Origin of the sequence: Cupriavidus necator (assembly GCF_013141915.1) — a bacterium.
GTDB lineage: Bacteria > Pseudomonadota > Gammaproteobacteria > Burkholderiales > Burkholderiaceae > Cupriavidus > Cupriavidus necator_B.
Genome location: NZ_SROX01000007.1, coordinates 232,017 through 254,067 on the forward strand (window position 1 = coordinate 232,017; position 22,051 = coordinate 254,067).

The following is a 22,051-nucleotide window of genomic DNA, read 5'->3' on the forward strand; positions in this document are numbered from 1 at the left end:
GGTGGAATGGCCTAACTTTGGTCCCATGCCGGCGCCGTAGCCGGTCCATCCACCAGGACAAGACCATGTTTTCCGCTCTCCGTCTGCAGCGCCGCGTGGCGGCGCTGACCTTTGTCGCTGCCATGACCAGCAGCGCTGCCATCGCCACCCCGCTGCAGGACCGGGCCTGGCTGACCAGCTGGATGGCCAGCCAGCAGCCGGTGTGGCAGCCCGGGGCCCTGCCGCTGCCAACCGGCGTGCCGGCAGTGCTGGCGGACCAGACGGTGCGCCAGGTGGTGCGGCTGAGCGTGGGTGGCGGACGGCTGCGCGTGGTGCTGTCAAACTCCTATGGCCGGCAACCGGTCGTGATCGGCGCGGCGCAGCTTGCCCCGCACGCCGGCGGCGGTCGCATCGATACTGCCGGCAGCCGAGCAGTGACGTTCGGCGGCAGCGCCACGGTGACGATTCCCGCCGGCCAGTCCGTGGCCAGCGACCCAGTTGCCTTCGCCACGCCGGCATTGCGTGAACTGGCGCTAAGCGTGTACCTGCCGCAGCGCACGGCGATCGAATCGTTCCACTGGGATGGCCGGCAGACGGCGTGGCTTGCCGCCGGCAATGCCACCATGCAAGCCAGCTTGCCGGCCCCGAGGGCGTTCAGCGCGCGCCTGCTGCTGAGCGAGGTGCAGGTCGACGCGCCGGCGGGCGCGGGCGCCGTAGTCGCGCTCGGCGATTCGATCACGGAAGGCAACGGCTCGACCCCCGACGCCAACCGGCGCTGGCCCGATGTGCTGGCGCAGCGGCTGGCCGCCGATGGTGTGGCCGTGCTCAATGCCGGCATTTCCGGCGGCCGGCTGCTGCGCGACGGCATGGGCGTGTCCGCGCTGGCGCGGCTCGATCGCGACGTGCTGGCGCAGCCGCACGTGCGCACCGTGATCGCAGCCATCGGCATCAACGACATCGCGTGGGCGGGTTCGACCTTCGCACCGCACGATGCCGTGCCGCAGGCCGGCGAACTGATCGACGGCTATCGGCGCCTGATCGCCCGTGCGCATGCACGCGGCGTGCGCGTGATCGGCGCCACCATCACGCCGTTTGCCGGGGCGTTGCGCGATACGCCGATCCGCGGCTATGACGGTCCGGGCAAGGAAGCCGTGCGGCTGGCCGTCAACGACTGGATCCGCCACGGCGGCGCGTTCGACGCGGTGGCGGACTTTGACGCCGCGGTGCGCGATCCCGCGCGCCCGCAGGCACTGCTGCCGGCATTCGACAGCGGCGACCACCTGCATCCCGGCGATGCGGGCTATCGCGCCATGGCGGCGCAGGCGGAGGCGGTGTGGCGAAGCGTTGCCGCTCAGTCCCGCGCCGGCGCGCCGGGCGGAAACAGCGGGCGATAGGGCCGCGCCTCGTCCACCGCGCGGGCAAACGACGGCCGCGCCAGCAGTCGGTTGCGATAGGCGCGCACGTTGCCGCATGCCTGCGGGATCGGCTGCACCCAGTCCGCATAGAACAGCGACGGCGCGGCGGCGCAGTCCGCCAGCGTGAAGGCATCGCCCGCGGCCCATTGCCGTGACGCCAGCTCGGTCTCCAGCCAGGCATAGGCGGTGTCGAGCAGCTTGCGGTGCTCGGCCACGCCATAGGCATCGCGGCTCGCCGCGGGGCGCAGGTAGTCGGCCACGATGCGCTGCATCGGCGTCATCACGTACTGGTCGAAGAAGCGGTCAAGCAGGCGCACCCGCAGCGCGGCGTCGGGCGCTTCGGGCAGCCAGCGCACCGGGCCGCGGTGATGCTGGTCCAGGTACTCGACGATGATGCTGGACTCGAACACCGGGCGGCCATCATCGACCAGCAGCGGCATGCGCCGCAGCGGCCACTGCCGGCCCAGTTCGTCCATGTTGTGGGCGTGATCCGGCGACAGCATGCGAAATTCGAAAGGAATCGCGTTCTCGTACAACGCGACGAGGACCTTCTGGCAATACGATGAAAACGGGTGCGCGTACAGCTCCATCGTGATCTCCGGTGGTGAACGTGGGTGGCAGGGGTTTTGCGCGCGGCTACCGCTGCGCCGCGAAGCGATCGGTTGCGGCGATCAGCTGGTCCAGGATGCCCGGCTCGGTCCATGCATGGCCGGCGCCTTCGATCAGGTGGAAATCCGCCTGCGGCCACGCCTGGTGGAGCGCATAGGCATAGCGCGCCGGGCATGGCATGTCATAGCGGCCATGCACGATCACGCCGGGGATGTCGGCCAGCTTGTGCGCGTCGCGCAGCAGCTGTCCATCTTCCAGCCAGCAGCGGTGCGTGAAGTAGTGGTTCTCCAGCCGCGCGAAGGCCAGCGCGAAATGCCCGTCGTCATGCCTGGCGCTATTGCCCGCGTCCGGCAGCAGCGTGATGGTCTCGCCTTCCCATACGCTCCAGGCGCGCGCCGCTTCTACTTGCTTGTCCTGGTCGTCGCCGGTCAGCAGCTTGCGGTATGCCGCCATCATGTTGCCGCGTTCGGCCGCGGGCACCGGCGCCTGGAAGCGCGCCCACTTGTCGGGGAACATCTCGGACACGCCGTACTGGTAGTACCAGTCCAGCTCCGCCTGCGACACCGTGTAGATGCCGCGCAGCACCAGTTCGCTCACGCGCCGCGGGTGCTTCTGCGCATAGGCCAGCGCCAGCGTCGAGCCCCACGAGCCGCCGAACACCAGCCAGCGCTCGACCCCCGCCAGCCCGCGCAGCCGCTCGATATCGTCGACCAGGTGCCAGGTGGTATTGGCCTCGAGCCCCGCATGCGGCGTCGAGCGCCCGCAGCCGCGCTGGTCGAACAGCAGCACGTCATAGCGCGCCGGATCGAACAGCCGCCGATGCTCCGCGGAAATGCCGCCGCCGGGCCCGCCATGCAGGAACACCGCGGGCTTGGCACCGGGCGTGCCGACGCGTTCGTAGTAGATGACATGCCCGTCGCCGACCTCCAGCGTGCCGGTTTCATAGGGCTCGATTTCGGGATAGAGGGTGCGCAGGGCGGGCATGGGTGCGGGGCTCAAGGGGATAAGGAGCCACAGTGTACGCCGGAGCTTCATCGCCCTGGATGCCCCCTGGCTACCCCGCAAACATCTCTCTCACCCAATCCCGCAGCAACCGCGTAGCGGGACGCTGCGCCGCGCGCTCGCTGTAGACCAGGTCATACTGAAAGCTCTCCAGTGCCAGCGCAAACGGCTGCACCAGCATGCCCGAGGCCAGTTCCTCGGCCACCAGCGTCAGGCTGAGCAACCCGATGCCCTGTCCCGCAATGGTGGCCTGCACCGCATGGATCTCGTCGGTGAAGCGCAGGCCCGCCTGCGCATCGGCCACCTCGACGCCGGCCTGCGCCAGCCATTGCTGCCATACCGGCGCGCGCACGTCATCGCGCGCGGCCGGGCCCCATTCGAAGTGAACCAGCGTGGCTTGCTTCAGGTCCTGCAAGCTGGCCAGTCTCAGTCCGGGACTGCAGACCGGCGCAAAGCGGTCACGGAACAACGGCTCGACCACCAGGCCCGGATAGCTGCCGCTGCCATAGCGGATCGCCGCGTCCGCATCGTGGTCCAGGTCGACGACCTGGTCCGACGCATCCAGGCGCAAGGTCCAGTCGGGATGCGCGGCCCGGAACTGGCCAGCAAGCGGCGCGAGCCGCCGGGCCATGAACGCTACCGTCGATGTGAGCGTCGCCACCTGGCTGCGGCCGCTGCGCTGCACCGCCAGCACGGCGCGCTCCATGCCGTCGAGACCGTCCCGCACCGCGGGGAACAGCTGATGCCCGGCCGCCGTCAGGCGCACCTTGCGGGTCTGGCGCTCGAACAGCTTCACGCCGAGGCTGTCTTCCAGCAAGCGGATCTGGTGGCTGACCGCCGTCGGCGTGACGTGCAGTTCGTCCGCCGCGTGCTTGAAGCTGGCGCGCCGGGCGGCAGCTTCGAAGGCGCGCAGGGCGCCCAGGGGCGGCAGTTTGCGCAAGATGTCTCCATGGATAAGTTCTGCTCATGCATCGACTGAGAAGCGACCATTTGTCTGGGTCGATATCGAATCCGATACTTGGCACGTCGGCCGGGAAGCCAATGGCGAGCTTGGCGACAAGATGAATTCTACTTAATCATTGACCGGAGCCAGCGATGCCCCTGCAACAAGTCCACACTCATCCCGATCCCTATGCCCCTTACCTGCTTTCGCAAGCCATCCGGACGGGCGGCCTGCTGTTCGTTTCCGGCCAGGCCGGGGTTGGCGACGATGGCGCCATCGTCGGCCACGGCGACTTCGACGCGCAGGCCGAGCAGGCTTTCCGCAACCTCGAACGCGCGCTGCGGGCGGGTGGCTCGGGCCTGGACCGCGTCGCCAAGGTGACGATCTTCCTGACGTCGATGGAACACTTCCCGAAGATCGTCGCGCTGCGCCGCAAGTGGTTCTCCGCCCCCTACCCCGCCGACACCATCGTCGAGGTCGCGGCGCTCTATTCGCCGGACGCGATGATCGAGATCGAGGCCATCGCCGTAGCCACGGAGGCCGCGCAATGACCGCGCTCGCCGCCCCTTCGCTGTTCGATGCGCTGGCGCTGAACGGCGTGCCGCTGCGCAACCGCCTGGTGGTGGCGCCGATGACGCGCATCAGCGCCTCGGACGCGGGCGTTGCCACCGAAGCCATGCGCCGCTATTACGCAGGCTTCGCCCGCGGCGGCTTTGGCCTGATCGTCACGGAGGGCATCTATACCGACCGCGCCTACGCGCAGGGCTACGCCGGCCAGCCCGGCCTGACCGACGCGCAGCAGGCGCAAGCCTGGCAGCAGGTCGTGGCGGCGGTCCACCAGGCCGGCGGGCGCATCGTCGCGCAGCTGATGCATGCCGGCGCGCTGTCGCAAGCCAACCGCTTCCGCGAGGACACCGTGGGGCCATCGGCCGTGCAGCCGCGCGGCCAGCAGATGCCTGTTTATGGCGGCAAGGGCCCATACCGGATGCCGCGCGCGATGGGCGAGGCAGAGATCCTGCAGGCGATCGACGGCTTTGCGCAGGCCGCGCGGCTGGCCCGCGAAGCGGGGTTCGACGGGGTGGAAATCCACGGTGCCAATGGCTATCTGCTGGACCAGTTCCTCACCAGCCATACCAACCAGCGCCAGGACGGCTGGGGCGGCGGCATCGCGCAGCGCATGCGCCTGCTGCTGGAGACCATCAGCGCGTTGCGCGCGGCGGTGGGAGCCGGCTTCGTCGTCGGCGCGCGCCTCTCTCAAGGCAAGGTGAACGATTTCACCCATAAATGGCCGGAAGGCGCGGAAGGCGCGAACGCGGTCTTTGCCGCGCTGGCGGCCAGCGCCGTCGACTACCTGCACGTGACGGAACACGAGGCCTGGCAGCCCGCCTTCGCCAACGGCGGCGCGACGCTGGTGCAACACGCTCGCCGCGCCGCGCCGGGGCTGGCGATCATCGCCAACGGCGGCCTGCATGCGCCATCGCGGGCAGCCGGCATGCTGAGCGATGGCGCGGCACTTGTCGCGCTCGGGCGCGGGGCGCTGGCGAATCCGGACTGGCCGTTGCGGGTGCGCGCGGGACAGCCGCTACGGCCATTCGACGCGGCCGTGCTTGCGCCGCTGGCCGATATCAAGGATGCGGAACTGGCGCTGCGCGCAGCCAGCGCGGCGGCGGCGCCGGCATGACCACCGCTCCGCCTAGCGCCCGGCGCGATCCCTGCGCCAGTTGGCCGGCGCCATGCCGAACTGCGCCGAAAACCACCGCGTAAACGAACTGGCCGAGCCATAGCCCAGCAACTGCGACACGCGCAACAGCGAATAGCGCGGGTTTTCCACATACCGCCGCGCCAGTTCGCGCCGCACGTCGTTGAGGATCTCGGTAAAGTTCTCGCCCGCGTCGTCGAGCTGGCGCTGCATGGTGCGCAGGCTCAGGCCCAGCCCCTCGGCCACGGCTTCGCAGGTGGCGCGGCCCATCGGCAGCATCAGGTAGATGGCGGCGCGCACTTCCTGGCCGATGGACTGCGGGTTGGCGCGCGGCAGCGTGTCGATGAACTGCTGCGCATAACGCGCCATGGCGGGGTCCGCCGTCGGGTTCGGCGCGTCGAGGTCGGCTGCGCGGCAGACGATGCCATTGAAGTCCGCATTGAATTCCAGCGGGCAGCCGAACAGGCGGCGATGGATGCGCAGGTCGGCCGGCGCCGCATGCGTGAAGCTCACGCCGATCGGTTGCCAGCGCGGCCCCAGCAGCAGCGCGCACATGCGGAAGACGACGCCGATGGCCAGCTCGGTGGCCTGCCGCGAGGGCGCGTCGCTGAGCACTTCCTGCCGGATCACCACCGCGCCGCCCGCCTCTTCCAGCAACAGCGCCACCGAGTCGTTGACCAGGTGCCGGTAGCGGATGGTGGTGGCCAGCGCCGCGCGCAGCGTGGGCTGCTGGCTGATCAGCAGGCTCATCACGCCGAAGTCCGAAAGCTGGCGCGACTCCGCCATGCGCAGCCCGAAGCTCGGGCACGCCGACGCCTGCGCGGCGGCTTCCAGTAGCGCCACGCAGGCGCTCAGCGGAATGCGCTGGTCGGGGTCGTCCAGCCAGGCTCGCCGCAGCCGGGCCTGGCGCAGCAACGGCAGCGGATCGAGGCCGAGATCGCGCGCAACCTCGAGGAAGTTGGTCAGTGCGGCAGCACGAATCAGGGTTTCCAAGCCGGCATTGCCCTTGCGAAGTGGTAGACGGGTTGCGCAGCGTCGCTGCATCGAGCGCGGGCGCGTGCCCGCGGCAGCAGCGATGATAGGACCGCGTGGCATCAAATGCAAAGTCGGCGGTAGCCAATGCAAAGCGCGGCGGGACGCCAATCCCTACAGTTGCTTTGAAGTGCAGCCTTGCACCAATGGCGATCCAGGAGACAAGACGATGGCAACTGTAGTGCGCATATACGAAACCGGCGGCCCCGAAGTGCTGCGCTACGAACACATGGAAGTGGGCGAGCCGGGCCCGGGGGAAGTCCGCATCCGTCACGTGGCGGTGGGACTGAACTACGCCGACACCTATTTCCGCAATGGCACCTATCCGGTGCCGCTACCCAGCGGCATGGGCGTGGAAGCCGCCGGCGTGGTGGTGGCGGTGGGCCCCGGTGTGACCAACGTGGTCGCCGGCGAACGCGTGACCTATACCGGCTTTATCAACACGCTTGGCGCCTACAGCTCCGAACGCCTGGTGCCGGCCGCGCCGCTGATCCGCCTGCCCGACAGCATTGCCTTCGAAACCGCCGCGGCCATGACCATGCGCGGGCTGACCTCGGCCTACCTGATGCGCCGCATCCATCCGTTCCAGGCGGGCGACACCATCCTGCTGCATGCCGCCGCGGGCGGGGTCGGGCTGATCGTGTCGCAATGGGCCAAGCTGCTGGGCCTGACCGTGATCGGCACGGTATCCACCGAAGCCAAGGCCGAGGTGGCCCGCGCCCATGGCTGCGACCACATCATCTACTACACCCGCGAGGACGTGGCCAGACGCGTGCGCGAGCTGACCGACGGCGTGGGCGTCTCGGTGGTGTTCGACAGCGTCGGCAAGACCACTTTCATGGCTTCGCTCGATTCGCTCAAGCGGCGCGGCACCATGGTCTGCGTGGGCACCGCATCGGGCCCGATTGCGCCGTTCGACCCGGTGCTGCTGGCGATGAAGGGCTCGCTGTTCCTGACCCGGCCCGCGCTGGCCGACTACATCGCCGACCCCGCGGAGAAACAGGCGCTGGCCGACGAGCTGTTCGGCCACGTCGGCGCGGGCCGCCTCCGCATCGGCATCAACCAGCGCTATGCGCTGGAAGACGCGGTCCAGGCGCACCAGGACCTGGAAGCGCGCCGCACCACCGGGTCATCGATCTTCGTCATCTGAGAACAACAACCAAGGAGACAACGCCATGCAAGCAGAACCACTGACCTGCACCATAGGCGCCGAGCTGACCGGCGTGAGCCTGGCCGACGCCTCGCGCGACGCCGGCCTGTTCGCGGAAATCAAGGCGCTGCTGCTGCAGTACAAGGTGCTGTTCCTGCGCGACCAGGACATCACCCGCGCCGAACATGTTGCCTTTGCCCGCCAGTTCGGCGAGCTGGAGGACCACCCGGTGGTCGGCAGCGACCCGGAGCATCCGGGCCTGGTGCAGATCTACAAGTCGCCCGACAGCAAGGTCGAGCACTACGAGAATTCCTTCCATTGCGATGCCACCTGGCGGCAGGCGCCGCCGATGGGCTGCGTGCTGCGTTGCGTGGAAACGCCGGCGGTGGGCGGCGACACCATCTGGGTCAACATGGGCGAGGCGTACCGGCGCCTGCCGCAGGACGTGAAGGCCCGTATCGAAGGCCTGCGCGCCAAGCACAGCATCGAACACACCTTCGGCGCCAACATGCCGCCGGAGAAACGCGCGGCCCTGGCGGCGCAGTTCCCGATGGTCGAGCATCCCGTGGTGCGCACCCACCCCGAGACGGGCGAGAAGGTCCTGTTCGTCAACGCCTTCACCTCGCACTTTGCCAACTACCATCGCGGCGACGTGGTCCGCTTCGGCAAGGATTTCATGCCCGGCGCGGGCGACCTGCTGCACTACCTGTGCGCGCAGGCCGAGATCCCGGAGTACCAGGTGCGCTGGCGCTGGAAGCAGCACAGCGTGGCGATCTGGGAAAACCGCTGCACCCAGCATTACGCGGTGCAGGACTATGCCCCGACGGTGCGCAAGATGGAGCGCGCGGGCATCATCGGCGACGTGCCGTTCTGACGGCGGAAAGACAAAAAGGCAGCCTATTCCGAGGCTGCCCTTTTTTGTTACCCGGCATGGACTCAGGGCTGGATATTGAACGCCTTGACGATGCCGGCATTGCGCTCGAACTCCGCGCGCACGGACTCGCTCAACTGTGGCAACGGCTGCGCCGGCAGCGGCTCATAGCCAAGGGCCTCCATCCTGTCGCGCACTTTGGCGGCCGCAGCCGCCTTGTAGGCCGCCGCGTGGATCTTATCGGCCAGTTCGGGCGACAGCTTGGACGACGCGATCACGCCGACCCAGTTGCTGAACTCCATGTCGGGATAGCCCATTTCCGCGAAGGTGGGCACCTGCGGCAGCAGCGCCGAGCGGCTCTTCGACGCCACCGCATAAACCTGCACCTTGCCGGCGCGGATCATCGGCAGCGAGGTCACCATGCCGTCGTACATCACGGCGATCTGGTTGCCCATCACCTGCGCCAGCGCCGGCGCCGAGCCCGCGAAGGGCACATGCTGCAAGTCCAATCCCGCCTTCTGGTTCATGATCATGCCGGCGTAGTGCGAGGCGGTGCCGGCGCTATACGAGGCAAAGCTGAGCTTGCCGGGGTTGGCGCGCACGTAGCTCACCAGGCTCTTCAGGTCCCTGGCCGGCAGGCCGGGCGCGCCGATCATCACCATGCGCGAACGCGCCACGGCGGCGATGGGGCGGATGTCCTTGAGCGGGTCGAACGCGGGCTTTAGCACATGCGGCACCTCGGTCAGCACATTGCTGGCGGTGACCATGATGGTCTGGCCATCTGCGGGTGCCGCCAGCATGGTGGTGATGGCGATGCCGCCGCCGGCGCCGGGCTTGTTGTCGACCACCACGGGGTGGCCTAGGTCCGCCGACAGCTGGTCCGCCAGCAGGCGGGCGAGTACGTCCATGGTGCCGCCGGCCGGAGCCGGCACCAGCATCCGGACCGGCTTGCTGGTCCAGGCCATGGCGGCCGGAGCGGCCAGCGCGAGGCTGGCCGCCGCGGCGGCAATGCGCAGCAGGAACGCGGGGTGGGTGGTCATGTTGTCTCCGTTATGTAGTATGGACCTTGGTCGCCCGGCGTGCCGGCACTGCCGCCAGCACCTGCGCGCGTTCCGCCTCGCTCAGTCGCGCCCCGCACCCGATCTCCAGCCGGGTCCTGCCGCAACCCTGGCAAGAGCGGTTGGCCCAATCCATGCGGCAAATGTTGATGCAGGGATTGGCGAGGGCGTCGGGGTGATGCATCGCGGACTCCGGTAGTACCTGCGCTGGCGTGCCAGCGCCAGCCGTCAGGCCGCCGCGCGCAGCGGCAGGTTCTTCTGGCCGGCCTTGCGGTTCGGCGCCATGCCGTGCGCGGCCAGGGTTTCGTCGGCGCTGTCGTACCAGGTGCCGATGCGGTAGATCTCGCGGGCTTCCTTGCCCGAGGCGATCTCGCGGCCGAGTTCCCTGGCCACGCGCACGCACTGCTCGATCTGCTGGACCGACGTCATGCGGTGGCCATGCTGGTCGATGATGGTGTCCTCGATGCCGCAACGCGGATGCAGGCCCATCGCCATCGCCATCATGTTGAACGGCAGCACGTTCTTCAGCAGCGACTCGGCGGTCAGCGTGCAACCGTCCGGCGCGCGGTGCACGAAGTTGAAGAAATTGAACGGGTTGGGACCGTCAAAGCCGCCGCCGATGCCGATCCAGGTCAGGTTCAGCGGGCCCTTGTAGTGGCCTGCGCGCACCATGCGCTCCAGCGTTTCCATGGCGTGGATGCCGGTGAGCTGGAAGTGCGGCTGGATGCCTGCGTTGCTCAGGCGGCGCAGGTGCTCTTCCACCCAGCCCGGGCCGGCCGGCACCGTCATTTCGCGGTAGGCAGCCTGGTAGGCGGGATGCTCCAGCGAGGTACCCTTCAGGTATTCGGGGTACAGCAACTCCATGATGTTCATCTGCGTGGTGTTGATCGCCACGGTCACCTGGTCCGGCTTCGGGTCCAGTTCAGCCAGCATGTGGCGGGTATCGTCGGACAGCCACTTGGCCGCCTGGCCGTCGTCTTCCGGCGCGAAGGAGATGGAGCCGCCCACCTGGATGATCATGTCCGGCACCGCGGCGCGCACGCCGGCAATCAGCTCGTTGAACTTGGACAGGCGCTTGGAGCCCTTGCCGTCGAGTTCGCGCACGTGCAGGTGCAGCACGGTGGCGCCGGCGTTGTAGCAGTCGATTGCCTTCTGCACCTGCTCTTCCATGGTCACCGGGATGTCCTCGGGAAAATCCTGCGGCATCCATTCGGGGCCATACGGGGCCACGGTGATCACCACCTTGTCCATGTTTTCGGGGTGCAGGGAATCGTCAAGGAATTGCATGGTTCGCTCCGGTTGGTCAGTGTCTGCAGTATCGATCAACGACCGGCCGCGATTTGACGATCCGGGACAACCGATTTACATTTCGGGACACTCAGGGAAAGCACGGAATCCGCCCCATGTCCTACTATCTGCGCAGCGCCAGCCTGACCAACTACGTCGAAGTCGCGCGCGCGCTGGGCCTCGACCCGTACCAGCAGCTCAGGGCCGCGAAGATCAACCGCTCGGTGCTGCTGGACCCCGATCTGCGCATCCCGGCGGCCGCGGTAGGCCGCTTGCTGGACGCCTCGGCGCGCGCCGCCGCGGCCGACGATTTCGGCCTGCGCATGGCCGAGCTGCGCGAGTTCTCCAATCTCGGCCCGCTCGCCTTCGTAGTGCGCGAAGCACCCACGCTGCGCCGCGCGCTGGAGTCGATGGTCCGCTACATGGGGCTGCAGAATGAATCGCTGACCATGCGCATCGAGGACAGCGATGAGCTGGTGACGATCCGGCTGCAAGTGCTCAGCGAAGCGCCGGGCACGCTGCGCCAGGCCACCGACCTCGCGGTCGGCGTGATGTTCCGCATGCTGAAGCTGTTCCTGGGCCCGTCGTGGCGGCCGCGCAGCATCTGCTTCACCCACCCGGCGCCCGCCAGCACGGCTACATGCACGCGCGTGTTCGGCATGCCTGGCGCCTTCAACCAGGACTTTGACGGCATCGTCTGCCTGGCTTCGGACCTGGAAGCGCCGCTGCCGTCGTATGACCCGGTGATGGCGCAGCAAGTGAAGCACTACCTCGGCACGCTGCTCGCGCAGTCGACCGCGGCGACCATGGCTGACATGGTGCGCAAGCTGGTCTACGCGCTGCTGCCCACCGGCCTGTGCTCGGTCGAACGCGTGGCCCAGCACCTGAGCGTGGACCGGCGCACCGTGCATCGGCGGCTCGGGCAGGAACACACGACTTACTCCGAGATCCTCGCCGAGGCCCGTGCCGACCTGGTGATCCGCTACCTGGAAAACCGCGAGCGCCCGCTGTCGGAGGTGGCCGCGCTGCTGGGGTTCTCGTCGCTGAGCGCGTTCTCGCGCTGGTTCAGCGGGCGTTTCGGTCGCAGCGTGTCGGCGTGGCGGGAGCAGGCGGGGGGATAGAGGGTTGGTTGCGGATTTGCGGCTTGGGGGTGGTTGATTGGGCTGTCGCTACGCGGTGGGGGTCATGCCAAGCGCAAAGACCACCGCGTAGCGACAAGCCAACTGCATTCAACTGCAGCCACTCAAAACTTATGCCGCACCCCCAACGCCACCCCAACCATGCTGCGTTGCCCATTGGCCGCGGCATAGCTGTTCCCCAGCGACAGGCTGTTGGCATAAACCGTGGCCAGCGATTCCAGCATCAGCCCGGCGTTGCGCGCGTAGGCGGTGGACAGGTACACATCGGTGCGCCGCGAGAACGCATAGTTGGCGACAAAGGCAAGCTGCCACGGGTTGGCCACCTCCGTATTGCCGAACAGGCTCCTGACATTGTCGTAGTTGTACTCCAGCGTCAGGCCCACGGCCGGACTGGCCTGGTAGGTCGCGCCGATCCGGTAATAATCGTCGCGCTGGATCACCACATCGGCGGCGTTCTTGTTCTGGCCCCAGCGATAGCCGCCCATGATCTTGGCCGGGCCAAACGTGTAGCTGGCCCCCACCACGGCCTTGCGCACGGTGCCGCTGCCGGTGCCGATGGTCGGATTCCACTGGTCATAGCCAACGGTGGCGCCGAACGGTCCGGCGGCGTACGCGAGCGAGGTCCCGTAGGCGGTGTCGCGGCGGAACTGCCCGGGCACTTCGCCATTGCCGCCGATCGGCGTGGCGATGCCAACGGTTTGCGGCAGCGCCAGCCCGGCACCGAACGACCAGTGGGCGCGTGCCGTCAGCGGGCCGAACTGGCCGGTGTACTTGACGGTATTGTCCTCGCGGAAATTGGCGCCCGACTGCAGCACCACCGGTTCGTATTGCGTGGCGTAGGCGGTGGGCGAGAAATTGGCCAGCGCCTCGAAAATCGACGTGTACTGGCGGCCCAGGCTGAGCTGCCCGATGCCGGCGCGCTGCAGGGCGATAAAGGCCTGGCGGCCGAACAGGCGCCCGGCCTGCTGCAGGGTGCCGCTGTCAAGGCTGAAGCCGCTCTCCAGCACGAACGATGCCTGCCACCCGCCGCCGAGGTCTTCCGCGCCGCGCAGCCCCCAGCGCGAGCCGGACAGCCCGCCCGAGGCCATCCGAAACACCTTGTCGCCCGGCCCCGGGTTGAAGCCATTGGCGGCCACCGGCACGGCGCCGACGCGGTTCACGTATTCGACGTTGACGTCGGCCACGCCGTACAGCGTGACGGTCGATTGCGCGGCGGCGGCCAGCGGGCAGCCCAGCATCAGGGCCACGATGGTGCTTCTGCTATGCATCTGTCTCCTCCTTTGTTGCCGGCCTTTGCGGCCGGATTTTTCTGTTGTGTCTTGTTGTGCCGCTCAGCGGCCAGGTCGCGCCCCCCGCGCCACCATGGTGCCCAGCTCCGCCAGCAAGTCATGGGCACGCGGCCACGGGCCGTAGCCGGCAGCCGGGTTGAGGTGGCCGACGTTGCCCAAGTCCACCAGCCGGCTGCCCCATGCGGCGGCCATCCCGGCGACGCGCGCATGGCCGGCCAGCGGATCATTGCCGCTGGCGGCGACCAGGCTGGGGAACGGCAACGGCGCCAGCGGCGTCGGCAGCCAGCCGGCCTGCGCCAGCGCCTCCTGCGCCGGATAGCCGGCCGGCAGCGGCTGCTCGAAATCCGGCGGCGTCACCAGCAGCGCGCCCAGGATGCGGCGACGGTGCCGCGCCGCCCAGTGCACGGTGATCATCACGCCGGCGCTGTGCGCGACCAGCAGCGCCGGCGCGTCGATGGCCGCCAGCGCCGCATCGAGCGCGGCGACGCGGGCGGCGCAGCTGAGCTTGTCGTGCTCCAGCGGCGGCACGCAGCGGGCGTCATGCCCTTGTGCCTCCAGTTCGGTCTGCAGCAACGTTTGCCAGTGCCCGGCGACGTGGTCGCGCAGGCCCGGCACCATCAGGATGGTGGGAGTGGAAGTCATGGTCATGGTAGGAAAAGGTCAGGCAGCCACTGCGTGCGCCACGGCGCCATCCAGCCGTCGCAGATCCGTGGCGTAGTAGCGCTGGCCGATGCAGAACAGCACCGTTGCGGCGACGCCGGCCAGCGGAATCCATTGCAGCGCGCCGGTCAGGCCGATGCGGTCGGCCAGCACGCCGGTGAGGAATGGCCCCGGCGCCAGCCCCAGCAGGTTGTTGACCAAAGTCAGCGTGGCAAACGCGGTCGCATGGATGGCGGGCCGCGTGAGGTTGGCGACCATCGCGCTGGCGGGGCCGGCGGTGCCGCCCACCACCAGCATGCCCGCGCCGATCAGCACCAGCTGCGCGGTGCCCGCGGGCAGCCGGAACGCTGTCATCAGCAAGGCGCAACAGACCACGCTGTAGGCGATGGCCATGCGCCATTTGCGGCCGGGCGCGCGCCGCGCCACGCGGTCGGTGATGGCACCGCAGGCCACCATGCCCGCGCCAGCCATCAGCACCAGCAGGGCCGCGGCCACGCCGGCGCGCCCCGTTGCCATGCCGTAGTCGCGCGACAGGAAGCTGGGCAGCCACGCCAGCAGCGCGGCCATCACCAGCAGCTGCAGCGCACTGCCGGCGCAGGCGCAGAGCAGCGAAGGCACCGTCAGCAACTCGCGCACGATCCGGCCCGGTTCCAGTTGCCGCGCAGGGGCCGCATCGCCGTTGGCGGCGCCCACGCGTTGCTGCAGGCCACGCAGGCGTGGCTCGCTGATCGTCAGGGCGTAGCAGCCTACCAGCACCAGGCCAAAGCCGGCGATGCCGGCAAAGGCGACGCGCCAGCCAAAGTGGTCGGACAGGATGCCGCCCAGCCCCATGCCCAGCACCGAGCCGAAGGCTCCGCCGGCGATAAATGCGGCGCTCAGGCTGGCGCGCAGGTGGCGCGGGAACACCGACACCACCACCGCGATGCCGACGCTGCCATACGCGGCCTCGCCGATGCCCACGCACAGCCGCGCCACGAACATCTGCCCAAAGCTGCCCGCCACCGCGCAGCCCAGCGTGGCCAGGCTCCACAGCGCCGCCATCAGCACCAGGCTGCGCACGCGTCCCCAGCGGTCGGCCAGCAGCGACAGCGGGATGGCGAGCACGCCCACCATCAGCGCCACCACGCCGCCAAGTGCCCCCAGCTCGGTATCACCGAGCTGCCATTCGGCCTTCAGCAGCGGAAACACGGCATTGAGCACTTGGCGCGACATGTAGTCCGACAGCAGCAGGGCAAAGGTCAATGCAAAGACCAGCCACGCATAGCGCGGTCCGGCAGCAGCCGGCGTGGCCGGCATGGCGGATGGTGCGGCAAGGGCAAGGCGGGATCTGGACATGGGCGTCTCCGAAAGCCGGCCGGCGGTCTTCGCGCCGCCGTGCGTTCACTGCCCGCCGCCGAAGCGGCGGCGAACCCGGCCAGTATCTGGCGATCGGATCCTCGCGGTTTGATATTCCGGGACGTACATTTGACATTCGGTGACAGCTGGGGAAAACGCCGAGACAAAAAAACCGGCACCCGAAGGTGCCGGTTTCTGGCTGTCCCGCCCTCAGGCAAGGGCAAGCGCGCTTCAGTCTTCCAGCTTCGGCAGCGAGGCGCTGACCTTGGACGACAGCAGGCCGGTCTTGGCGTACGTCTGCAGCTTCTCGCGCGTGTCGACGATATCCAGCGTGCGCATGGTCAGCTGCCCGATCCGGTCCAGCGGCGTGAACATCGACTCGCCCTTCTCCATGGTCAGCCGCTCCGGCTTGTAGGTCAGGTTGGCCGAGGTGGTGTTCAGGATCGAGTAGTCGTTGCCGCGGCGCAGTTCGATGGTGACTTCGCCGGTGATGGCGCCCGCCACCCAGCGCTGCGCGGTTTCGCGCAGCATGATGGCCTGCGGGTCGAACCAGCGGCCCTGGTACAGCAGGCGGCCCAGGCGGCGGCCGTTGTCGCGGTACTGCTCGATGGTGTCTTCGTTGTGGATGCCGGTGATCAGGCGCTCATAGGCGATGAACAGCAGCGCCAGGCCAGGGGCTTCATAGATACCGCGGCTCTTGGCTTCGATGATGCGATTCTCGATCTGGTCGCTCATGCCCAGGCCATGGCGGCCGCCGATGCGGTTGGCTTCCATGAACAGGTCGACGGCATTGGCGAAGGTCTGGCCGTTCAGCGCCACCGGCTGGCCTTCCTCGAAGCGCACGGTGACTTCCTCGCGCTTGACCTCGACGTCGTCGCGCCAGAACTGCACGCCCATGATCGGCTGCACGATGCGGATGCCCGAATCCAGGTGCTCGAGGTCCTTGGCTTCGTGGGTCGCGCCCAGCATGTTCGAGTCGGTGGAATACGCCTTCTCGGCCGACATCTTGTAGTCGAAGCCGTTCTGGCGCATGAACTCGGACATCTCGGCGCGGCCGCCCAGCTCGTCGATGAACTGTTGGTCCAGCCACGGCTTGTAGATCTGCAGGCCCGGGTTGGTCAGCAGGCCGTAGCGGTAGAAGCGCTCGATGTCGTTGCCCTTGAAGGTGCTGCCGTCGCCCCAGATGTTGACGCCGTCTTCCTTCATCGCGGCGACCAGCATGGTGCCGGTGACGGCGCGGCCGATCGGGGTGGTGTTGAAGTAGGTGATGCCGGCGGTGGAGATATGGAACGCACCGCACTGCAGCGCGGCGATTCCCTCGGCGACCAGTTGCGCGCGGCAGTCGACCAGGCGGGCTTCCTCGGCGCCATAGGCCTTGGCGCGGCGCGGGATGTCGTCATAGTCGGGCTCGTCGGGCTGGCCCAGGTTGGCGGTGTAGGCGTAGGGAATGGCGCCCTTCTGGCGCATCCAGAGGAGAGCCGCGCTGGTGTCAAGGCCGCCGGAGAAGGCGATACCGACGCGCTGGCCGGTAGGAATGTGCTGCAGGATGGTAGTCATCGCCAGAAATCAATGTGAATTTGTCGGCTCTTGGGCGGGCTTCCACTGCGTCGGCCGCAAGCGGCCGGGGGCGGCGGGAAGCACGGCGACGCGGCCGGCCGAGTCACGTGCCGAGTCAGTGCCAAACGCGAATTGTGACACGGCGGCGCCCACGCGCCAAACCCCGGGGCCGCCGGGGGCGCACCCGCCACCTGTGCGCCTGCCTTCCGCGCTGCCACCAGACCGTTCAAATCCGGCGAACGCGCCTTTCAAAACTCTCGACTGGTTCGCCTTCATACCCCTCCCTATACTGCGCCGCACTGTTGTCGGAAAGCGGAGTCGTCATGCTGCATCGCGCCCTGGAAGGTGTCCGGGTCCTGGATTTGTCGCGCATCCTGGCCGGTCCCTGGTGTACCCAGAACCTGGCCGACCTGGGCGCCGAGGTAACCAAGGTCGAGCACCCCGAGCGCGGCGACGATACCCGCGGCTGGGGCCCGCCGTATCTCGAAGCGCCCGCGGCCCCTGCGGACACGCGCCTGTCCGGCTACTTCATCTGCTGCAACCGCGGCAAGCGCTCGGTTGCAATCGACTATGGCACGCCCGCAGGCGCGGCGCAGGTGCGCCAACTGGTGCGCGATGCCGACGTGCTGGTCGAGAACTACAAGGTCGGCACACTGCGCCGCTACGGGCTCGACTACGACACGCTCAAGGCCATCAACCCGCGCCTGGTCTACCTGTCGATCACCGGCTTCGGCCAGAGCGGGCCGATGGCCGACAAACCCGGCTACGACTATGTGTTCCAGGGCATGGGCGGGCTGATGAGCTACACCGGCCAGCCCGACGGCACGCCCGGCGCCGGTCCGCTGCGCACCGGGGTGGCCGTGGTCGACCTGAGCACCGGCATGTATGCCACCTCGGCGGTGCTGGCCGCGCTGTACCAGCGCCACGCGACCGGCGTGGGCGCGCACCTCGATATCGCGCTGCTCGATGTCGCGGTGGCGATGAACGCCAACCAGGCCGCCAACTACCTGGTATCGGGCCAGAATCCGCAGCGCAGCGGCAACGCCCATCCCAACTGCGCACCCTATGAAGTGTTCCGCTGCGCCGACGGCCACCTGATCCTGGCGATCGGCAACGACGGCCAGTTCGCGCGCTTCTGCGCCGTGGCCGGCATGCCCGAGCTCGCTCAGGACGCGCGCTACGCTACCAATTCCGCCCGCATCGAACACCTGGAGGCACTGCGCGCACGGCTGGCCGAGCTGTTCCCCACCCGCACCCGTGCCGCCTGGACCGAGGCCTTCGATGCCGCCGGCGTGCCATGGGGGCCGATCCACACCATGGACGAAGTCTTCGCCCATCCGCAGGTGCAGCACCGCGGGCTGATGCAGGTGGCCGAGCACCCGGTGATGGGCCGCGTGCCGATGGTGCGCAACCCGATGCTGGCCGGGCACGATGGCCCGCTGGCGCCGCCGCCGCTGCTGGGCGAACACAGCCCGCCGCGCTGAGACCGCAGCCAATACCGATAACCCTGACCCGGAGACACCCGATGAAGCCAACCCTCGTCGCCATGGCCCTGCTCGGCATGGCCAGCGCCGCGCACGCCGCCTATCCCGAGCGGCCGATCAAGCTGATCGTGCCCTACGCCGCCGGCGGCACCACCGACATCATTGCCCGCATCGTCGGCACGCGCCTGGGCCCCGTGCTGGGCCAGCCGGTGGTGGTCGAGAACCGCCCCGGCGCCGGCGGCGCGGTCGGCAGCGCCTACGCCGCCAAGCAGCCGGCCGACGGCTACACGCTGGTGATGGAGGTGGAAAGCTCGCACGCGGTCAACCCCAACGTCTACCTGAAGACCGCGTACGACCCGGTCAAGGATTTCGCCCCGGTCAGCAACCTCGCCGACGTGCCCAACGTGCTGGTGGTCAATCCGGCCTTCCCGGCCGCGGACCTGCCGTCGTTCATCAAGCTGCTCAAGGCCAATCCGGGCAAGTACTCGTTCGGCTCGTCCGGCAACGGCGGCCTGAGCCACATGAACGGCGAGCTGTTCATGAACGCCACCGGCACGCGCATGCTGCACGTGCCGTACAAGGGCCTGGGCCCGGCGCTCAACGATGCGGTGGCGGGCCAGATCCAGGTGGTGTTCGACAATATCCCGTCGTCGTCCGCGCTGATCCAGGGCGGGCGCCTGAAGCCGCTGGCCGTGGCCGCGAAGCAGCGCCTGAAGGTGCTGCCCAATGTGCCGACCTATGCCGAAGCCGGGCTGCCGGCAATGAACAACCCGTCGTGGTTCGGCCTGGGCGCGCCGGCCGGCACGCCCGCCGCCATCCTCGACCAGCTCAACGACGCCGTGCGCCGGGTGCTGGCCGAACCGGAGGTGGTCGCCGCCATCGAGAAGCAGGGCGCCATCCCGGCCCCCACCTCGCGCAAGGCATTTGGCGAGCTGATCCGTGGGCAGAACGCGCACTGGAAGCAGGTCGTCGAGGACATTCACTTCACCAAGCTCCAGTAAGCCACGAGGACCGACATGAGCGCACTTCAGCAGGAACCGCACGCGGGCGTCGAGATCGACGCACGCGGCATTGCCACCGTCACCATCCGCGAGGCAGGCTCGCTCAATATCCTGAGCACACCGGTGATCGCCTCGCTCACGCGCGCGATCGAAGCGCTGGCCGCCAATGACGCCGTGCGCGTACTGGTGCTGCGCGGCGCCGGCGAAAAAGGCTTTGTCGGCGGTGCCGACATCAAGGAAATGGCCGCGCTGGACCGCGCCAGCGCCGAGGCCTTCATCAGCGGCCTGCGGCGCCTGTGCGACGCCGTGCGCCACCTGCCGGTGCCGGTGATCGCGCGCATGCCGGGCTGGTGCCTGGGCGGTGGCCTGGAACTGGCGCTGGCCTGCGACATCCGCATCGCCGCCGACAACGCCCAGCTCGGCATGCCCGAGGTGAAGGTCGGCATTCCGTCCGTGATCCACGCCGCGCTGATGCCGCGCCTGATCGGCAATGCGCGCACCGCATGGTTGCTGCTGACGGGCGAGATCGCCGACGCCGCCGAAGCGCTGCAGTGGGGCCTGGTCAGTCGCGTGGTACCGCTGGCTGAGCTGGACCTGGAAGTCGAACGCGTTGCCGCGCTGCTGGCCGGCTTTGGCCCGGCCGCGGTACGCCAGCAGAAGCGCCTGCTGCGCGAGTGGGAAGACGCGCCGCTGGAAGTCTCGATCAACAACAGCGTGACCGAATTCGGCAGCGCCTTCGACACCGGCGAGCCGCAACAGCACATGGCCACCTTCCTGAACCGCAAGCGCTGAAGCGCTGCCAGTCCCTACGACGCCGTTGCCGCCACGGCGCCGCCTGCGCGCGTGGCCACCACGCGCGGATCGTTGAGCAGGAACTGCGCGAAGGCCTCGGCAAACGCCGGCAGCTTGCCGTCGGCGCGCACCATCAGGTTCAGCTCGCGCAGCGCCCACGGCTCGGCCAGCCGCACACCGGCCACGCGCGCCTCGCGCAGCGCCTGCGCCGCCACGCTGCGCGGCACCAGCGCCACCCCCACGCCCGCCTCAGCCAGCGACAGCACCGCATCGAAGCTGTGCGCATGCAGCCGCACATTGGGCCCCTTGCCGGCGCGCTGCGCCATCTCGCGCAGGAACAGGAAGTTGCTGCTGGTGCGGCTCATGCAGATAAAGTCGAACGCCAGCGCCGCGCCGAAACGCACCTCGGGCTCGCGCGCCAGCGGATGGTCCGCCGCCATCACCAGGATCAGCTCGTCGCGCGCGTAGCGCACCGAGCGCACCCCGGCCGCATCGCCGCCGGTGTGGAAATCTCCGGCCAGGATGCCGACATCGGCCTCGTGCGCCGCCACCGCGGCCAGGATCGACTGGCTGGCACGCTCCTCCAGGTCGATGTTCACATCGGGATTGGCCAGCAGGAAGCGGCTGACGCTGGGGATGATGAAGCCGTTGAGCGAGCTGCTGTTGGCCAGCAGCCGGATATTGCCCTTCAGCCCGGCGGAAAAGCGCCCGACCTCGCCATGCATGCGCTCGACGCCCAACAGCAGTTCGCGCACATGGACCAGCAGGGTTTCGCCGGCCGGCGTCAGTTCCATGCCGCGCGCGCTGCGCACGAATAGTGGCGTGCCCATGGCGTGCTCGAGGTTCTTCAACCGGTAGCTCGCCGCCGAGGCGGTGATATGGGTGGCCAATGCGCCGCCCGACAGGCTTTGCGCATCGGCAATGGCCTGGAACAGGCGCAGGTCGGTCAGTTCGTAACGCAAGGCAACTCCGGTCTGGCCGCGGCGGTCGAACCGGTTGGCAATGGGCCGCGGCGATCTCGCGGCCATTCTAGTGCAGCACGGTGGCCCTCCGGCCTGCAGTGCCGCGCTGGCCGCGGTGCCAGCGAATGATGTGGACGTCGTCCATTTTCTTTGCTAAGGTATGTGGACGGCGTACACAAAAGCTTGCGCGCCATTGCCGGCGTGCCGGTCCGCGGTGCCTCTCCGCGCTTTGATCGCGGCACGCCATGCCGATATCCGGTTGCCCCACGGGGCGCCCTTCACAGGAGTTGCCATGCAAGTCAAGCCCTACCTGTTTTTCGAAGGCCGTTGCGATGAAGCGGTCGAGTTCTACAAGAAGACCCTTGGCGCCAAGGTCAACAACCGGATGACATTCGGAGACAACCCCGACGCCGGCAAGGCCGGTGGCGAAGGCTGCCAGCCCGGCGCCGCCGCGCAGGACAAGGTCATGCACCTGGAGTTCCAGGTCGGCGACAGCATCATCCTGGCCTCCGACGGGCAGTGCTCGAACCAGCCCGCCTTCCAGGGTTTTGGCCTGGCAATCACGTTCCCCGACAAGGCCGGCGTCGAGAAGGCCTTCAACGGGCTGAAGGAAGGTGGACAGGTCCTGATGCCGCTGGACAAGACCTTCTTTGCCGAGCAGTTCGGCATGGTGGCCGATCGTTTCGGCATCATGTGGATGCTGCTGACCGCACCCAAGTAAGCCAGTGGCGCGGGGTTTCCCGGCCGGCAGTGCGCGCTCCGGGGCGATGGCCCCGGTCAGGGTTTA

At 68.5% G+C, this 22,051-nt stretch carries 22 protein-coding genes; 10 read left to right on the forward strand and 12 right to left on the reverse strand.

Going from position 1 to position 22,051, the window contains the following annotated elements:
- Positions 1-65 precede the first annotated feature (65 nt).
- The gene (locus E5S69_RS15695; protein ID WP_171515565.1) at positions 66-1,373 is read left to right on the forward strand and encodes an SGNH/GDSL hydrolase family protein; all 1,308 of its coding nucleotides are present in this window, start codon (positions 66-68) and stop codon (positions 1,371-1,373) included.
- Here the strand turns inward: E5S69_RS15695 and E5S69_RS15700 are convergent.
- The 3 genes from E5S69_RS15700 to E5S69_RS15710 form a co-directional block, all read right to left on the reverse strand.
- Positions 1,331-1,984, reverse strand: a complete 654-nt coding sequence (locus E5S69_RS15700; RefSeq protein WP_171515566.1) for a glutathione S-transferase family protein — start codon at positions 1,982-1,984, stop codon at positions 1,331-1,333. The two genes, E5S69_RS15695 and E5S69_RS15700, sit on opposite strands and share 43 nt — an antisense overlap.
- Positions 1,985-2,030: 46 nt before the next feature.
- Complete coding sequence (gene pip / locus E5S69_RS15705) at positions 2,031-2,987, reverse strand: prolyl aminopeptidase (RefSeq protein WP_171515567.1); 957 nt, start codon at positions 2,985-2,987, stop codon at positions 2,031-2,033.
- Positions 2,988-3,057: 70 nt separating this feature from the next.
- Positions 3,058-3,945 carry a LysR substrate-binding domain-containing protein gene (locus tag E5S69_RS15710; RefSeq protein ID WP_216621348.1) on the reverse strand — a complete coding sequence of 296 codons (888 nt, stop codon included), beginning with the start codon at positions 3,943-3,945 and terminating at the stop codon, positions 3,058-3,060.
- A gap of 155 nt (positions 3,946-4,100) precedes the next feature.
- On the opposite strand from E5S69_RS15710, the gene E5S69_RS15715 reads away from it, so the two are divergent.
- On the forward strand, positions 4,101-4,499 hold the full coding sequence (locus E5S69_RS15715) for a RidA family protein (protein ID WP_171515568.1): 399 nt from the start codon (positions 4,101-4,103) through the stop codon (positions 4,497-4,499).
- On the forward strand, positions 4,496-5,629 hold the full coding sequence (locus tag E5S69_RS15720; RefSeq protein WP_171515569.1) for an NADH:flavin oxidoreductase: 1,134 nt from the start codon (positions 4,496-4,498) through the stop codon (positions 5,627-5,629). Before E5S69_RS15715 ends, E5S69_RS15720 begins: the two co-directional genes overlap by 4 nt.
- Before the next feature lie 12 nt (positions 5,630-5,641).
- Here E5S69_RS15720 and E5S69_RS15725 read toward each other — a convergent pair whose 3' ends face one another.
- Positions 5,642-6,640, reverse strand: coding sequence for an AraC family transcriptional regulator (locus E5S69_RS15725; RefSeq protein ID WP_171515570.1), 999 nt, complete (start codon positions 6,638-6,640; stop codon positions 5,642-5,644).
- Between the two features lie 208 nt (positions 6,641-6,848).
- Between E5S69_RS15725 and E5S69_RS15730 the strand changes: the two genes are divergently transcribed.
- Positions 6,849-7,829, forward strand: a complete 981-nt coding sequence (locus tag E5S69_RS15730) for a quinone oxidoreductase family protein (RefSeq protein WP_171515571.1) — start codon at positions 6,849-6,851, stop codon at positions 7,827-7,829.
- A 25-nt stretch (positions 7,830-7,854) separates the two neighbouring features.
- Positions 7,855-8,703 carry a TauD/TfdA dioxygenase family protein gene (locus E5S69_RS15735; RefSeq protein ID WP_171515572.1) on the forward strand — a complete coding sequence of 283 codons (849 nt, stop codon included), beginning with the start codon at positions 7,855-7,857 and terminating at the stop codon, positions 8,701-8,703.
- Between the two features lie 62 nt (positions 8,704-8,765).
- Here E5S69_RS15735 and E5S69_RS15740 read toward each other — a convergent pair whose 3' ends face one another.
- The 3 genes from E5S69_RS15740 to E5S69_RS15750 are packed head-to-tail and all read right to left on the reverse strand — an operon-like array spanning position 8,766 to position 11,045.
- Complete coding sequence (locus tag E5S69_RS15740; RefSeq protein ID WP_171515573.1) at positions 8,766-9,740, reverse strand: tripartite tricarboxylate transporter substrate binding protein; 975 nt, start codon at positions 9,738-9,740, stop codon at positions 8,766-8,768.
- Between the two features lie 10 nt (positions 9,741-9,750).
- Positions 9,751-9,942, reverse strand: coding sequence for a DUF1289 domain-containing protein (locus E5S69_RS15745; RefSeq protein WP_171515574.1), 192 nt, complete (start codon positions 9,940-9,942; stop codon positions 9,751-9,753).
- A gap of 44 nt (positions 9,943-9,986) precedes the next feature.
- Positions 9,987-11,045 carry a 3-keto-5-aminohexanoate cleavage protein gene (locus E5S69_RS15750; protein WP_171515575.1) on the reverse strand — a complete coding sequence of 353 codons (1,059 nt, stop codon included), beginning with the start codon at positions 11,043-11,045 and terminating at the stop codon, positions 9,987-9,989.
- Between the two features lie 116 nt (positions 11,046-11,161).
- On the opposite strand from E5S69_RS15750, the gene E5S69_RS15755 reads away from it, so the two are divergent.
- A complete protein-coding gene (locus E5S69_RS15755; protein WP_171515576.1) occupies positions 11,162-12,166 on the forward strand; it encodes an AraC family transcriptional regulator in 1,005 nt (334 codons plus the stop codon).
- Positions 12,167-12,288: 122 nt separating this feature from the next.
- On the opposite strand, the gene E5S69_RS15760 is transcribed toward E5S69_RS15755, so the two are convergent.
- The 4 genes from E5S69_RS15760 to argG all read right to left on the reverse strand — a co-directional run bounded on the left by E5S69_RS15760 (position 12,289) and on the right by argG (position 17,025).
- Positions 12,289-13,452, reverse strand: coding sequence for a porin (locus E5S69_RS15760; protein WP_171515577.1), 1,164 nt, complete (start codon positions 13,450-13,452; stop codon positions 12,289-12,291).
- 63 nt (positions 13,453-13,515) lie between these two features.
- A complete protein-coding gene (locus tag E5S69_RS15765) occupies positions 13,516-14,121 on the reverse strand; it encodes an RBBP9/YdeN family alpha/beta hydrolase (RefSeq protein WP_171515578.1) in 606 nt (201 codons plus the stop codon).
- A 12-nt stretch (positions 14,122-14,133) separates the two neighbouring features.
- The gene (locus E5S69_RS15770) at positions 14,134-15,468 is read right to left on the reverse strand and encodes an MFS transporter (RefSeq protein WP_171515579.1); all 1,335 of its coding nucleotides are present in this window, start codon (positions 15,466-15,468) and stop codon (positions 14,134-14,136) included.
- A 231-nt stretch (positions 15,469-15,699) separates the two neighbouring features.
- Positions 15,700-17,025 (reverse strand): argininosuccinate synthase, encoded by a 1,326-nt coding sequence (argG, locus tag E5S69_RS15775; protein ID WP_171515580.1) that lies wholly within the window; start codon positions 17,023-17,025, stop codon positions 15,700-15,702.
- A 323-nt stretch (positions 17,026-17,348) separates the two neighbouring features.
- On the opposite strand from argG, the gene E5S69_RS15780 reads away from it, so the two are divergent.
- Genes E5S69_RS15780 through E5S69_RS15790 form a run of 3 tightly spaced genes read left to right on the forward strand, consistent with a single transcriptional unit; the run spans position 17,349 to position 20,302 of the window.
- Positions 17,349-18,509 carry a CaiB/BaiF CoA transferase family protein gene (locus E5S69_RS15780; RefSeq protein ID WP_171515581.1) on the forward strand — a complete coding sequence of 387 codons (1,161 nt, stop codon included), beginning with the start codon at positions 17,349-17,351 and terminating at the stop codon, positions 18,507-18,509.
- Between the two features lie 41 nt (positions 18,510-18,550).
- Positions 18,551-19,510, forward strand: coding sequence for a Bug family tripartite tricarboxylate transporter substrate binding protein (locus E5S69_RS15785; RefSeq protein ID WP_171515582.1), 960 nt, complete (start codon positions 18,551-18,553; stop codon positions 19,508-19,510).
- A gap of 15 nt (positions 19,511-19,525) precedes the next feature.
- Positions 19,526-20,302, forward strand: a complete 777-nt coding sequence (locus E5S69_RS15790; RefSeq protein ID WP_171515583.1) for an enoyl-CoA hydratase — start codon at positions 19,526-19,528, stop codon at positions 20,300-20,302.
- A gap of 14 nt (positions 20,303-20,316) precedes the next feature.
- Here E5S69_RS15790 and E5S69_RS15795 read toward each other — a convergent pair whose 3' ends face one another.
- Entirely contained in the window at positions 20,317-21,264 is a 948-nt protein-coding gene (locus E5S69_RS15795) for a LysR family transcriptional regulator (protein WP_171515584.1), read from the reverse strand.
- A gap of 292 nt (positions 21,265-21,556) precedes the next feature.
- On the opposite strand from E5S69_RS15795, the gene E5S69_RS15800 reads away from it, so the two are divergent.
- Positions 21,557-21,985 (forward strand): VOC family protein, encoded by a 429-nt coding sequence (locus E5S69_RS15800; protein ID WP_171515585.1) that lies wholly within the window; start codon positions 21,557-21,559, stop codon positions 21,983-21,985.
- The last annotated feature ends 66 nt before the right edge of the window (positions 21,986-22,051 follow it).